Annotated in this window: 13 protein-coding genes; 8 read left to right on the forward strand and 5 right to left on the reverse strand. The window is 65.8% G+C overall.

The window, feature by feature from the left end; translation table 11 throughout:
• On the reverse strand, nt 1–192 hold a 192-nt coding region (locus tag LCF40_RS07255), incomplete at its 3' end, for a hypothetical protein (RefSeq protein WP_224827926.1).
• Between the two features lie 46 nt (nt 193–238).
• On the opposite strand from LCF40_RS07255, the gene LCF40_RS23680 reads away from it, so the two are divergent.
• The 7 genes from LCF40_RS23680 to LCF40_RS07290 all read left to right on the forward strand — a co-directional run bounded on the left by LCF40_RS23680 (nt 239) and on the right by LCF40_RS07290 (nt 7,926).
• The gene (locus tag LCF40_RS23680; protein ID WP_224926089.1) at nt 239–454 is read left to right on the forward strand and encodes a transposase; all 216 of its coding nucleotides are present in this window, start codon (nt 239–241) and stop codon (nt 452–454) included.
• 130 nt (nt 455–584) lie between these two features.
• The gene (locus LCF40_RS07265) at nt 585–2,486 is read left to right on the forward strand and encodes an ABC transporter substrate-binding protein (protein WP_224827927.1); all 1,902 of its coding nucleotides are present in this window, start codon (nt 585–587) and stop codon (nt 2,484–2,486) included.
• Nucleotides 2,487–2,653: 167 nt separating this feature from the next.
• On the forward strand, nt 2,654–3,649 hold the full coding sequence (locus LCF40_RS07270) for an ABC transporter permease (protein ID WP_224827928.1): 996 nt from the start codon (nt 2,654–2,656) through the stop codon (nt 3,647–3,649).
• 33 nt (nt 3,650–3,682) lie between these two features.
• Entirely contained in the window at nt 3,683–4,777 is a 1,095-nt protein-coding gene (locus tag LCF40_RS07275; protein ID WP_224827929.1) for an ABC transporter permease, read from the forward strand.
• An 82-nt stretch (nt 4,778–4,859) separates the two neighbouring features.
• Nucleotides 4,860–7,034: an ABC transporter ATP-binding protein gene (locus tag LCF40_RS07280; protein ID WP_224827930.1), complete on the forward strand. Its 2,175-nt coding sequence runs from the start codon at nt 4,860–4,862 to the stop codon at nt 7,032–7,034.
• Between the two features lie 9 nt (nt 7,035–7,043).
• Nucleotides 7,044–7,244, forward strand: a complete 201-nt coding sequence (locus tag LCF40_RS07285) for a hypothetical protein (RefSeq protein WP_224827931.1) — start codon at nt 7,044–7,046, stop codon at nt 7,242–7,244.
• Nucleotides 7,245–7,299: 55 nt separating this feature from the next.
• Entirely contained in the window at nt 7,300–7,926 is a 627-nt protein-coding gene (locus LCF40_RS07290; RefSeq protein WP_224827932.1) for a YIP1 family protein, read from the forward strand.
• A 5-nt stretch (nt 7,927–7,931) separates the two neighbouring features.
• Here LCF40_RS07290 and LCF40_RS07295 read toward each other — a convergent pair whose 3' ends face one another.
• A complete protein-coding gene (locus LCF40_RS07295; RefSeq protein ID WP_224827933.1) occupies nt 7,932–8,738 on the reverse strand; it encodes an SDR family NAD(P)-dependent oxidoreductase in 807 nt (268 codons plus the stop codon).
• Nucleotides 8,739–9,160: 422 nt separating this feature from the next.
• Here LCF40_RS07295 and LCF40_RS07300 point away from each other — a divergent pair, with 422 nt between their 5' ends.
• Entirely contained in the window at nt 9,161–9,595 is a 435-nt protein-coding gene (locus LCF40_RS07300; RefSeq protein ID WP_224827934.1) for a PPC domain-containing DNA-binding protein, read from the forward strand.
• 29 nt (nt 9,596–9,624) lie between these two features.
• Here LCF40_RS07300 and LCF40_RS07305 read toward each other — a convergent pair whose 3' ends face one another.
• The 3 genes from LCF40_RS07305 to LCF40_RS07315 all read right to left on the reverse strand — a co-directional run bounded on the left by LCF40_RS07305 (nt 9,625) and on the right by LCF40_RS07315 (nt 13,076).
• Entirely contained in the window at nt 9,625–10,752 is a 1,128-nt protein-coding gene (locus tag LCF40_RS07305; protein WP_224827935.1) for a mandelate racemase/muconate lactonizing enzyme family protein, read from the reverse strand.
• A gap of 100 nt (nt 10,753–10,852) precedes the next feature.
• The gene (gene dgoD, locus LCF40_RS07310) at nt 10,853–12,031 is read right to left on the reverse strand and encodes a galactonate dehydratase (protein ID WP_224827936.1); all 1,179 of its coding nucleotides are present in this window, start codon (nt 12,029–12,031) and stop codon (nt 10,853–10,855) included.
• Between the two features lie 61 nt (nt 12,032–12,092).
• Nucleotides 12,093–13,076 carry a Gfo/Idh/MocA family protein gene (locus tag LCF40_RS07315; RefSeq protein ID WP_224827937.1) on the reverse strand — a complete coding sequence of 328 codons (984 nt, stop codon included), beginning with the start codon at nt 13,074–13,076 and terminating at the stop codon, nt 12,093–12,095.
• Nucleotides 13,077–13,102 lie beyond the last annotated feature (26 nt).

A 13,102-nucleotide genomic window follows, 5' to 3' on the forward strand; every position in this document is an offset into this window, starting at 1 on the left:
GACTACTCGTTGGTTGAGAGACGCCGACAGCTTCACCGGCTTGCTGCTGAGTCCGCCCCTCGTAGAGATCTTCACGAAGCATAATCGCCGGACGAGACACGTCTCGTCCGCCTTCTGGGCCGCATTAATCGCCTGATCTAACTCTCCGTTCGACAGATGCTCAACGAGTTCAAACCGACGTGATCCGCTCATGACGGAGATACGCTGTCTGTGTATTCATCCGTTGCGCTGATCACTCATCGAGTTCGTCTTCATCCCGCCGTATTCGCCGACGTTGAACGCGATCGAACCGCTCTGGAAGAGCCTCAAACGAGATATCTCGCCACAGATCTACGAGAACGAAGACCACTTCAGAGAGTTCCTCACCGAGACGTTTCTTCGGTTGAGCCACCGCGTGAGCTTTGCTGTCGATTGGATAGAAACGTTCCTCCCGAAAATCCAAAGGTTGCACTAATCACTCAGGTCGCCGAGAATCCTGAACCACTTACAGACGATAGTACGAATTATCCGAAGGGGTACGATAGTGACAGAATTTATAGATTTATATCAATAGTTAAATAATGGGGGCCAGAATGGGAAAGCGTATGGTAGAGAATGACGGCCGCGGATATCGACAGCCGACGCGACGACGGCTCCTTCAAAGCGGCGTCCTGGGCGGATCGGCGCTCATCGCTGGATGTCTCGGCGGGGGAGGCGACGACGAGGACGAAGAGCCCGAGGAGGACCCGTTCGACGATGGTGGAAACGGCAATGGCAACGGGAACGGTAATGGAAACGGGGACAACGAGAGCGAGACGGACGAACCGGAGGGCGACGCCGTCCGGTTCACGAAGGCGGCCCACCGGCCGGACTTCGACTTCGAGACCGCACAGTACAACCTGTTCGACCCCAACCAGGTGTTGAGCAACATCGATCCGACGGGGATCCTCTACGAACAACCCGTCATCTACCTCGAGAGCACCGACGAGTTCCTCCCCTGGGTCGTCGAGGACTGGACCGTCGAGGAGGGTACCCTCGAGTTGCAGGTAAGCGAGGACTGGTACTGGCACGACGGCGACCAGGTGACCGCCGAGGACCTCGGCACCCAGTGGCAACTCGAGCTAGAGGTCCAGCGGATCCAGACGGGCGAGGAGGCCCCCCACAACACCTACGAGTCCGTCGAAATCGTCGACGATCGGACGCTTCGGTTCGGGTTGGCTCAGGACTTCGGCGAGAAGGCGGCAGTGTACCCGCTCGCGGTGTACGCATTGTTGATCGTCAAGGCAGACCTCGGTGATCCCTCCTACAGCGACTGGCTGGAGGACCTTCAAGAGGCCGAGGGCGACGAGGCCGAGGAGGTCATGACCGAGCTGCTTGAGTGGACCCAGCCCGAGCCGGTGGGAAACGGGGTCTTCCAGGTTCGGGACGTCGCTCCCGACCAGATGATCGCGGAGGTCTTCGAGGACCACCCCTACTCGGATCAGGTCGAGTTCGACGAGTACGCCTGGCGCCAGTTCGAGGACCCGATCGTCGCCTTCCTCGAAGAACAGTGCGACGCCGTCCCCCAGCAGCTGCCGCCGGCCGAGGACCTCCAGGGCCAGATGCCCGAGTACCACACGATAAACGGACATCACACCCACGCGTACACATTGATGTTCAACAACGGGCAGTACGACCACCGCAACTCGCCAGCGGATCCGGGTGCCTACGAACCCTATACCCAACATCAGGAGGTCCGGAAGGCCTTCGCCTGCATCATCGACCGCGAGACGATCGCGAGCCTCCTGCCCGCGGGCGCCCAGGTGCTCGACTACCCGTCGACGTTCATCACGCCCGAATCGGCCGACGACTACGACCTCGAGGGATTCGACATGTACGAGCAGGACTTCGACCGCGCGGCTTCTCTGCTCGAGTCAGTCGGTTACTCGGAGGACGGCGGCAGCTGGGTCGACGACGAGGGCGAGCCCGTAGAGCCGAGGATAATGACGGACTCAGCAAACGACGTCGGCGTCCCGCTGGTCCAGGGGGTCGTTGACGACCTCCATGAGTTCGGCATCGAGGCCGTCCTTGAGTCGGTCGACGCCGCGACGTTCGGCGAACGCCGGACCTCCGGGGAGTACGACGCGATGTACGATGCCACGAGCGCGACCTCGCTGCGGGACATGTGGTCGATCGAGAAACACGAGTGGTACACGACCATCCGCCACGGGAGAGACGAGTACGAGATCCCCTCGACCGTTGGCGATCCCGACAGCGAACCCGAAACCGTCAACTACCCGGACCTGATGACCGAGTGGGCTCTAACGGGCAACGACGACCTCATTCGGGACATGGCCTGGGTCTGGAACCAGTCGGTCCACCAGTACACGATCACCTACAAGACCGACGCTGGCGGAGTGCTGGCCGACGGCTGGAACGTCGACGGGCCGGAGGGGCTCGTCCAGAACCGGGTCGCGGAGTTTAACCTGGTCAAACACCCCGACGGAACGATCGCGCCCTCGGAGTAGCCGGTTCTCCGATCCGGTGATTCGGCTCGTCGAATCGTCCCGACTCGTGGGGGACGACCGACTCGCCAGGAACCGTCCGTCGCCTCCGATGGGCGATGGATATAAGTTCCGAGCCGGTAGACTGAACACGAACACGAGAGACAATAACATACGATGGCGACGAACACATGAACTGGAAGATACGACGGTTGGGACAGGCCGTGTTCACAGTGTGGGCCGTGGTGACGATCAGCTTCGCAATGGTCCGGCTGATGCCGGGGAACCCGGTCGACTACTTCATCACGATCGTGGGCCCGGATCTCGCCGACCCCTCACAGGCCTACGAGCTGGCCGAGCTCTACCTGAACATCAACCCCGAAGAGCCACTGCCGGTTGCCTACGTCGATTACATGACCTCGACGCTCCAGGGTGATCTCGGCCAGTCGATGATCTACAACGAGCCCGTCACCGAGGTTCTGGCCGGCGCGATCCCCTGGACGCTGTTCGTGATGAGCTGGGCGATCTTCCTCAGCTTCGCAGTCGGGATCTCGCTCGGCGCGATCATGGCCTACTGGGAGGGAAGCAAGGTCGACGTCGGCCTGACGGCGTACGCGACGATCCTGACCTCGATTCCGTTTTACGTCCTCGCCTTGGTCATGCTTATCTACCTCTCCTACCGGTGGTCGGTGTTCCCCGTCGGGGGACGGGCCGCCGCCGAACTCGAGCCGGGCTTTCACTGGGTGTACATCAAGAGCGTCGTCCACCACGCGATCCTCCCGGTGCTCTCGATGTTCGTCGCCAGCGGCGCGGCCTCGCTGTCGATGCGGGGCAACAGCATCCGGGTATTGGGCGAGGACTACCTCCGGGTCGCGAGACTCTGTGGGCTCTCGGATACGACGATTGCCGTCCAGTACGTCGGCCGGAACGCGATCCTTCCGATGTACACCGGGCTGATGATCTCGATCGGAAGCATGTTCGGGGGCGCGGTCGTCCTCGAACAGATCTTCCAGTACCGCGGGATGGGGTGGTACCTCCTGAACGCCGTCAACCAGCGCGACTACCCGCTGATGATGGGGGCGTTCATGATGATCACGATCGCGGTCGTGATCGCTCTCCTGATCGCGGACCTGACCTACGGCAGGATCGACCCCCGGGCGGGAACCGAGGACCGGGAGGCCTTCTAACCATGAACGGAGCAATCCAGCACCGAGGTGACGATGACCGCTGACAGCCACGACTGCGAACCCGGACCGGACGACGGCGAATCGGCAGACGACGACGGCGTTGGGGGGATCCTCCGGGGCGACGGGGGACAGGTCGGGACGCCGTTCGACACCACCGCCGACGTCCGGGAAACGCGGTGGGACCGCTACGGCCGGGCGATAGACGGTTACATTCGTATGCCGCTCACGATCATGCGCCAGGATTGGCGCTCGATCGTCGGGCTCTCGATCGTCGCCGTCTACCTCCTGATGGGGACCGTCCTGACGTGGACGGTCGAGCCGACCCGGACCGGCGATGGCCCCCAGTTCGTCCAGCCGTTCGAGACCTGGGAGTACCCGCTTGGCACCAACGAGATGGGCCAGGACCTCTTCGCACAGACCGTCCACTCGACGGGGCCCGTGCTAACCATGATGGCCTCGGGCGCACTGTTTACAGTGGTAATGGGGACCTTCTTCGGGCTGGTCGCGGGCTACAAGGGCGGCGAGGTCGACACCGTCCTCAGCTCGATCACCGACGTCTTCATCAACATTCCCGGGCTCCCGCTGGTGATCGTCCTCTCGGTGCTGTTCGAGCCCACCCACCCGATCTCGGTCGGTATCCTGCTCGCGGTCGCGGCCTGGGCGGGGCTGGCGCGGGCGATCCGCTCGCAGGTGCTCGCGATCAGGGACGAGTCGTTCGTCGAGGCCGCCCGCATGATGGACGTGCCGACCCCGGAGCTGCTGATAAAGGAGATTCTCCCTCATCTCATGCCATACATCATGGTGAACCTCGTCAACGCCGCTCGGACGATCATCTTCTCGGCGGTGGCGCTTTACTACCTCGGCGTGCTCCCCTTTGCCGACGCCAACTGGGGAGTCATGCTGAACCAGGCCTACCACGCTGGCGCGATCTACCGGCCCGACGCAACCCACTGGCTGGTCGTCCCGATGGTCGCGATCGCGGGGATCTCGATCGGGTTGTTGCTGATCGCCCAGTCGCTGGATCGCGTGTTCAACCCCCGCGTACGGGCGCGCCACGCCGACACGGGCGACGCTGAGGACGGGGACGGAACCGAGCCGGGATCGACCGAAATGATGAAACAGGTATGATGGGATCTACACGCAACGATTCCGCTAGATACGACGAGGAACCAACCCCCGCGCGTCGCGGGATCGACGAGCCGGTGATACCATGACGATGACGACGACGGACCTGACCGACCGATCCGAGGACGTGATCATGGAGGTATCGAACGCCAGGGTCAGCTTCGGGATGGAGCGTGGCCGGGCGCGGGTGTTGAACGACGTGAGTATGGACGTCCGCCGGGGGGAGATCCTGGGCGTCATGGGCGAGTCGGGGTCGGGGAAGTCGATGTTCGCCGACGCGTTGCTCGACGCCGTCGTCGATCCCGGCGTCCTGCAAGGGGAGCTCACCTACTACCCCGGCGACGGCGAGCCGATCGATCTCCTCTCGCTCTCCGAGGAGGAACGCCGACGGTACCGCTGGGAGGACGTCGCGATGGTGTTCCAGGGTGCGATGAGTTCGTTCAACCCGGTCCGGAAGATCCGGACTCACTTCGTCGACACCCTAAACGCCCACGACTACGACGTCGACCGGGGGCTTGAACGCGCCAAGGACCTGCTCGGCGATCTCTATCTGGACGCCGACCGCGTGCTCGATTCGTACCCCCACGAACTCTCCGGCGGGATGAAACAGCGGATTCTGATCGCGCTCTCGCTCGTGCTCGATCCGGAGATGCTCGTGATGGACGAGCCGACCGCGGCGCTGGACCTCCTGATGCAACGGTCGATCATCGCGCTCATCGAGGAGATCCAGTCGAAACATGACCTCACGATCGTCTTCATCACCCACGACATCCCGCTCGTGGCGGGCCTGGCCGACCGGCTGGCGGTGCTGTACGCCTTCGAGTTCATCGAGCTCGGCCCCGCCGACGACGTGCTGGCTGAGCCGGCCCACCCCTATACCCGGGCACTGTTGCGGACGACGCCCAACCTCGAAACGCCCTTAGAGGAGATGCGCCCGATCGAGGGCTCGAGCCCGGATCCGGTGAACATCCCCTCGGGCTGTTCGTACCACCCCCGGTGCCCGATGGCCGACGACCAGTGTCGGGAGGTCGATCCCGAACCCTACCGGGTCGACGACGACCATATCGCCCACTGTCACCACTGGGACGAGGCCATCGAGGAGGAGTCGCCCGTCGCGGTCGGCGGGGACGACCGGACGCCGACGCGGGCCTACGTCGGCCCGGACGGGGAAGACGCCGAGGATCCGCTCGTCTCCCTCGATGACGTCGAAGTCCACTTCGAGCAGAAGTCGGGCGGGCTATTGAGCAGAGCCGAGCCCGAGACCGTCGCCGCGGTCGACGGCGTCGACATCGACATCCACGAGAACGATACCGTCGTGCTGGTCGGAGAGTCGGGCTGCGGGAAGACGACCCTCGGGAAGGTCGCCGTCGGGGCCCAGCGTCCGACCGGCGGCTCGGTGAGCTACCGCGGCCAGGACGTCTGGGACGCAAAGGACATGCTCGGGGGCGTTTCGATCCCCTTCGAGGAGATCCGGCGGGCGCTCCAGATCATCCACCAGGACCCCGGAAGCTCGCTGAACTCCCACCGGCGGGTCCGGGCGATCCTCGAGACGCCGCTGCGGCGATGGTTCCCCGAACTCGACGGCAACGACCGGATACAGCGGATACTCGGCATGCTCGAGTACGTCGGGATCAGCCCCCCGGAGGACTACATCGAGCGCTATCCCCACCAGCTGTCGGGCGGGGAGAAACAACGGATCACGCTCATCCGGTCGATGCTGATGGACCCCGAACTGATCTTAGCCGACGAGGCCGTGTCGGCGCTCGACGTCTCCCTGCGCGTCGAGATGATGGACCTGATGATCGAACTCCAGGAACAGTTCGACACCTCATTTCTCTTCATTAGCCACAACCTATCGAACGCCCGCTACCTGGCCGAGAAGACCGGCGGCCGGATCGCGGTGATGTACCTGGGCGAGATCGTCGAGATCGGGACCGTAGATCGAATTATCAACGATCCACAACATCCGTATACTCAGGCGCTGAAGTGGGCGACGCCCGACCTCGATCCCGACGACGAGATCGAGACCGCCGACAGCCCGATTCGGACGATCGACATCCCGGACCCCTCGAACCCGCCGTCGGGCTGTCGGTACCACACCCGCTGTGCGAAGGCCCGCGAGGTCTGCCGGGTCGAGACGCCCGAGCTCATCGAGGCCGACGAGGGCCCGGGCCACCAGCGAGCGGCCTGCTTCCGGGCGTACGACGATCACGCCTACTGGAACAGCGAGCCGATCGTCGAGGGGCCGTCCGAGGAGTAACGGGCCGAGATGAGCCGAACGGACGCGATACTGAAGCTGGTGGTCGCCGTCAACGCCGTCTTCCTCCTGTTGCTGGGCTTTGCCTACCCTCACCTCGAGGCCGGTTCGGGCGCCCACGTCGCCGCCGTGCTCGCGTTCGTCCCGACCGTCCTGTCGCTGGCGCTCGCGACAGTCGTCTGGTACGTCGGATTGGACGTCTTCGTTCCCTGACCTGGTATGGCATCGTTCACCAAAGATTTAAGATCCGAACGTGGATTGGTCCCGTATGGCAACCGAGCAACGGGATATCGCCTCGTTTTTCGAGCAGGAAGCGCAGTTCGGCCGTACGCGCAGGTCGGCGGCGGTCGTGTTCCTGACGGCCCTCGCCATGGGTTCCCAGAGCCTCGCGACGTACTACGCGCTGGGTGCCGACAGGGTGGAGGTCAGCAACGCACTGACCGTCGAGTTCGCCTACCAGTTCGGCGAGCCGATCCTCCTGTGGGTGGCTCTCACGGGAGTGCTCTACCTCCTGGGACGGGTGTTCACCTCCCGGATCCGGATCGGCCGGCTGTTCAAGCTGCTGGGCTGGGGCTTCGTTCCGATGATCGCGACGGGACTTCTGGGCGCGGTCGGCCGGTACATCGTTTTCTCGGACGTCGACGTCCCCGACAACGTCCAGGTCGGAGTCCTCGGGTCCGAACGGGAGGCCTACGCCGCGATGAGTGCCGAGGTCGCGGGCGATCCGGTCCTGGTCGGAACGGTCGTCGTCGGGAGCCTGTTCGTGCTGGTCTCGGGGTACCTCTGGACCGTTGCCCTCGAGTACTCGAGCAACTTAGACCAGAGGCGGGCGGGGCTGGTGACCGTCGTCCCCGTCGTGGCCTACGTCGCGTTCACGATCCTCCGGGTGCTCTGAGCCGATCAGTCCTCGAACCGCTCGTCCCACTCCATCCCCTTCCCGACGGCCGCGGTCCCGCCGTCGACCGCGAGGTTCGTCCCAGTAATAAAAGAGGCCTCGTCGCTCGCGAGAAACGAGACCGCGTCGGCGATCTCCCGGGGTTCGCCCGCTCGCTTTAAGATCCCGGAGCCGTCGGGGTGGGGCGCGGTCTTCTCGGCGAAGAACTCCTCGGCGCCGTCCTCGGGGAGGTGGTAGTCGGTGATCACCCAGCCCGGCGAGACCGCGTTGACGCGAATCCCTTCGGGAGCGAAGTCACAGGCCATATCCCGGGTCATCGAGACGATCGCGCCCTTCGTCGCGTCGTACTGGGCCCACTCGGGCCGGCCGACCCACGCGCCGACGGAGGCGACGTTGACGATGGCGCTCCCCTCGGCCATTAGCCCGGCGAGGTGTTTGACGCAGAACGCGTACCCCTTCAGGTTCGCGTCGAGGATCCGGTCCCAGCTCTCCTCGCCGGCCTCGGTGACCGGCTTGGGATCGACCCGGATCCCGGCGTTGTTCACGAGAACGTCGACCGCACTGAACCGCTCCTCGAGTTCGTCGGCCATCCTCTCGACGCTCTCCTCGTCGCCGACGTCGGTCTCGCGAGCGAGAGCCTCTCGACCCGTCCGTTCCTCGACTGCTTCGGCGGTCGCCTCCGCGGCGTCGCCGTTCCAATCTACTGCGACGACGTCCGCCCCGGCCTCGGCCAGCCTGAGGCAGGTCGTCTCGCCGATGCCCGCGCCACCGCCGATCACGACAGCGACCGCGTCCTCGAGTCGTTCAGTCATGGGGGGGGGGGGGACGGGTGCGTGACAAGAGTTAACTCCTTCGCTCCGGCCGCCCTGGCGGCCGAGCGCCCGGTATTTACTTCGTGGAGCCGGAGCGCGTTCGACGGGCCGTTCCCCAGGCAGGAACCACATCGACGAGTGCGACGACGTTCCCTGGGCCCGCATCCGACCCCCGACGTCTCGAGGATCACGGGCCGTTCGGGCCCGCGGGAGCACTCGTCGCCCATCCATTACAACCATATGATAGTAATAAAATCGTCTAATCCGTTCCCTCTATGGGAACGAACTCGTCCCGAAACGCTCACCAGGATGGCCTCCGCCGAGTCCGGGTGTCGAGCACGCACGCTCCCCCAGCACTCGGACGGCCGTCCGTTTTCGGCGACGTGAAGATTTATCCCCTCCGACCCCACACCCACCCACGCATGGACACCTTCGAATCCGACGACGGCCACGTGGTCGTTCGACTCGACCGAGGCGACCTCGCGTTAGAATCGCTCGCCGACGCCTGCGAGAGCCACGGGATCGACGCCGGCGTCGTCGTCTCGGGGATCGCGACGTTCAGCAACCTGAACATCCACTACGTCCACCGGACGGACCTTCCCGAAGAGCAGAGCAAGCGAAACACCGACCTCGAGCTCTCGGGCTCCTGGGAGGTCACGAACGTCAACGGCGTCGTCGCCGACGGCGAGCCACACCTCCACGTGACGGCGTTCGACGGCGACCGAACGGTCGGGGGCCACCTGGAGGACGGCTGTGAGGTGAACGTCCTTGGCGAGTTCACGATCCGGGAACTATCGGGACTCGACCTCGAGCGCCGACCGGACGATCACGGAATCTCGAAGCTCCGCGAGCGGTAGGCCACCCTCGGTCGCGGACCGCGGCGGGTCTATCGGTCGGCCCGAAGCTCCGCGACCGCGTCCTCGTCGACCTCGATCCCCAGGCCCGGCTCTTGGGGGACCGCGAGTTCCCCGCCGGAGGGGTCGAACGGCGTCTCGAGGATCTCGGTTCGCATCGGGTTCTCGCTGCGGTCGAACTCGACCATCATCGGGTCCGGGGCCGTCCGGCTGTGGGGGTAGGCAGGGACGCTCGCGGCGAACTGGACGGCCGCGGCGAGCCCGACCGCGCTGTTCCAGATGTGGGGACGGACGCCGACGTTCTCTGTGGTCGCGAGCTTCGCGATCGTTCGGGCCTCCGAGAGCCCGCCACACCGCGCGAGATTAGGCTGGACGATGTCGACTGCGCCGTCGATCAGGCGCTTGAACTCGAACCGGCCGTAGTGAGCCTCGCCGGCCGCGAGCGCGGTCTCGACGTGGCGCTTGACCTCCTCGTACCCCGAGAGATTCTCCGGGGGAACCGGCTCCTCGATCCACTCGACGTCGTACTCCGCGATCGCTCGCCCGCTCCGGACCGCCTGCTCGGGGCGGTAGTTGCCGTTCATGTCGACCATCAGTCGGGCGTCGGGTCCCAGGATATCGCGCGCCGTCCGGACGCGCTCTTCGTCCTCCTCGACGCCGGTGCCGATCTTGATCTTCGCGGCCGTAAACCCCTCGTCGACGGCCGCCTCGATCGGCTCGGCGAGGGGACGCTCGGTCTCGGTGAAGTACATCGTCGAGGCGTAGGGGACGAGCGTCTCGACCGAACGACCCCCGAGCAGCCGGTGGACCGGGCGGCCGACCTCCTTGCCGATGAGGTCCCAGCAGGCGACGTCGATCGCGCTGACGACGCTCTGGACGAAGACGGCCTCCCCGAAGTGGTAGGGATCGGTGTAGGACCGTTCGGCGAGCGATTCGACGTCGAAGGGGTCCATCCCGACGACGTCCTCGGCGAACAGTTCCTCGATCGTCGCCTCGGCGATCGACCCGGGGACGAACGCCTCGCCCCAGCCGACGAGGCCGGTATCGGTCTCGAGGCGGAGCAACGTCGTCGCCCGGTCGCGGCCGAACCCGCGTGCGTCGCCGAGACCCGCGGACAGGGTGTGGGCGAGCGGGATCGGCTCGATCGTCGTGATCTCCATGGTCGGACGAGCAGTGCGGGGCCGATATAGATTTGGTTCGCCGCGATCGGAGCGGGCGTTCCCGCTGGGCGAACGCGGCTCGTCGCCTCAACTGCCGACCTCAGCGCTCGCCGACGCTGCCGTCGGCCCGCCGGCCGATCGGGCGGTCGAAGCCGAGATCGGTTCCCGCGAGTTCGCGGACGCGGTCCTCGTCGATCGAGACACCGAGTCCCGGTTCCTCCGGGAGGTCGAGGTAACTCCCGGTGCGATCGAGAAGCGAGTCGTCGGCGAGGTAGCGCGAGGCGTCGGGGTCGTCGACGACGACCTGCTCCTGGATCAGGGCGTTCGGGGCGGCCGCGACGACCTGCAGCGAGGCCGCCAGCGCGACCGGCCCGATCGGGCAGTGGAGTGCGAGGGAAACGTCGTACGTCTCGGCCATGTCGGCGATCTTCTTCGTCTCGGTGATCCCGCCGGCACTGGAGACGTCCGGCTGGACGATATCGACCGCGTCGGCCTCCAGCAGCGGTCGAAACCCCCACCGGGAGTAGAGGCGTTCGCCGGTCGCGATCGGGATCGTCGTCGCCCCGGCCACCCTCTCGAGGGCGTGGTCGTGTTCGGGGGTCACCGGCTCCTCGATGAACATCGGGTCGAACGCCTCGACGGCGTCGGCCAGGCGGCGGGCCATCGCCTTCGAGGCCCGCCCGTGGAAGTCCAGCGCGACGTCGACCTCGGGGCCGACGGCCTCCCGGACAGCACCGACGACGGCTCGTGCGCGCTCGACCGCCGCCGGAGCGTCGACGGGCTCTAAGCCGCCGGTCGGGACGAGCTTCAGGGCGGTGTAGCCCTCCTCGACGTAGCCCTCGGCCTCGCTGGCGGCCGCCGCGGCCGCCTTCTCGGGATCGTCGATCCCCCTGTGAGCATCGACGTGGTGGTAGACCCGGACCCGGTCGCGGACGGGACCGCCGAGCAGTTCGTAGACCGGGCACCCGCAGGCCTTTCCCTTCAGGTCCCAAAGCGCCTCGTCGATGCCGGCGATGGCGCTCATGTGAACGGGCCCGCCCCGGTAGAAGCTGCTGCGGTACATCGCCTGCCAGCGGTCCTCGATTCGGCCCGGATCAGCCCCCAGAACGTACTTCTGCATCATCTGATCGACGGCACTGCGGGTCGCGGGCGCGCTGCCCTCCCGGAAGTGCCATTTCGTGTAAACCTCGCCCCAGCCGACCCGGCCGTCGCTCGTCTCGAGCCTGAGGAACTGCCACCGTGGCGGGACCTCGTACAGTTCGTAGTCGGTAACGCGCATCCGGTGAGTGGGCGGGGGCCCGCCGCTTGAACCTTCGGGACGGGGAACCACGCGCCGGGACTCACAGCTCCCGTAACTCCCCGACGGCGACCTCCCGACCCAGCTCCGCCGACGCGTAGGCCACGAGGACGACCTCGACGGCTCTCCGGGCCTCCCTCGCGTCGACGATCGGCTGGCGGCCCTCCCGGACCGCCCCGACGAAGTCACGGATCTGGCCCTCGAGGCCCGTTCCACACGGCGGCCGGTCGAGGTCGGGCTCGACCGTCTCGTCGCCGAGAGCGAAGGTTCCGGAGCTGTAGGAGCCCTCGGTGCCGTTTACCTCGACGCGCTCCCTGGTCGCGCCCCGGACGCCCGTCGTTGCCTCGATCGTGCCGTAGCCGCCGTTCTCGAACCGGACCGTCGCGACGAGGACGTCCTCGTGGTTCATCTCGTGGGCGAGGGTGTCCGCCGACGCCGAGACGCTCTCGATGCCGCCAGTAAGCCAGTCCAGGAGGTCGACGAAGTGGATCGCCTGCTGGAGGAGGGCGCCGCCGCCGGCTTCTTCGGTGCCGTGCCAGTCGTCGTAGTACGACTGGGATCGGTGGTACTTGACGGCGGTGTCGGCCAGCAGGACGTCGCCGAACCGTCCCTCGTCGAGCCACCGCTTGGCGGTCCACCGTTCCGGCGTGAACCGCCGCTGGAAGACGCCAGCGATCGTTGCGTCGTGCTCGTCGGCAGCCTCGACGATCCGGTCTGCGCGTTCGACGTCAACGTCCAGGGGTTTCTCGACCAACACGTCGATCCCGCGTTCGATCGCGTCGATCGCGACCTCGGCATGGGTTCCCGAGGGCGTACAGACGCTTACCGCATCGAGGTCCTCGGCCTCGAACATCTCGACGTGGTCCGTGTACCCCCGCACGTCGTACTCCTCGGCGAACGGAGCGATCGACGACTCGCTCCGGGCCGACCCCGCGAGGAGGTCGGCGCCGTCGATCGCTCCGAGACGGTCCGCGTGGGTCGTCCCGAACCCGCTCGCCCCAACGATCCCGTATCCGATGGTTCCCATGCCGCCGGACTCGCTTCGCCGGCACT

It is taken from the genome of Saliphagus infecundisoli, from assembly GCF_020177375.1.
Taxonomy (GTDB): domain Archaea; phylum Halobacteriota; class Halobacteria; order Halobacteriales; family Natrialbaceae; genus Saliphagus; species Saliphagus infecundisoli.

What these genes read in the sequence shown, in the direction of transcription:
- LCF40_RS07265 (WP_224827927.1), top strand. Translation starts at nt 585, where the DNA reads ATGGTAGAGAATGACGGCCGCGGATATCGACAGCCGACGCGACGACGG.
- LCF40_RS07270 (WP_224827928.1), top strand. Translation starts at nt 2,654, where the DNA reads ATGAACTGGAAGATACGACGGTTGGGACAGGCCGTGTTCACAGTGTGG.
- LCF40_RS07275 (WP_224827929.1), top strand. Translation starts at nt 3,683, where the DNA reads ATGACCGCTGACAGCCACGACTGCGAACCCGGACCGGACGACGGCGAA.
- LCF40_RS07280 (WP_224827930.1), top strand. Translation starts at nt 4,860, where the DNA reads ATGACGATGACGACGACGGACCTGACCGACCGATCCGAGGACGTGATC.
- LCF40_RS07285 (WP_224827931.1), top strand. Translation starts at nt 7,044, where the DNA reads ATGAGCCGAACGGACGCGATACTGAAGCTGGTGGTCGCCGTCAACGCC.
- LCF40_RS07290 (WP_224827932.1), top strand. Translation starts at nt 7,300, where the DNA reads ATGGCAACCGAGCAACGGGATATCGCCTCGTTTTTCGAGCAGGAAGCG.
- LCF40_RS07295 (WP_224827933.1), bottom strand. Translation starts at nt 8,738, where the DNA reads ATGACTGAACGACTCGAGGACGCGGTCGCTGTCGTGATCGGCGGTGGC.
- LCF40_RS07300 (WP_224827934.1), top strand. Translation starts at nt 9,161, where the DNA reads ATGGACACCTTCGAATCCGACGACGGCCACGTGGTCGTTCGACTCGAC.
- LCF40_RS07305 (WP_224827935.1), bottom strand. Translation starts at nt 10,752, where the DNA reads ATGGAGATCACGACGATCGAGCCGATCCCGCTCGCCCACACCCTGTCC.
- dgoD (WP_224827936.1), bottom strand. Translation starts at nt 12,031, where the DNA reads ATGCGCGTTACCGACTACGAACTGTACGAGGTCCCGCCACGGTGGCAG.
- LCF40_RS07315 (WP_224827937.1), bottom strand. Translation starts at nt 13,076, where the DNA reads ATGGGAACCATCGGATACGGGATCGTTGGGGCGAGCGGGTTCGGGACG.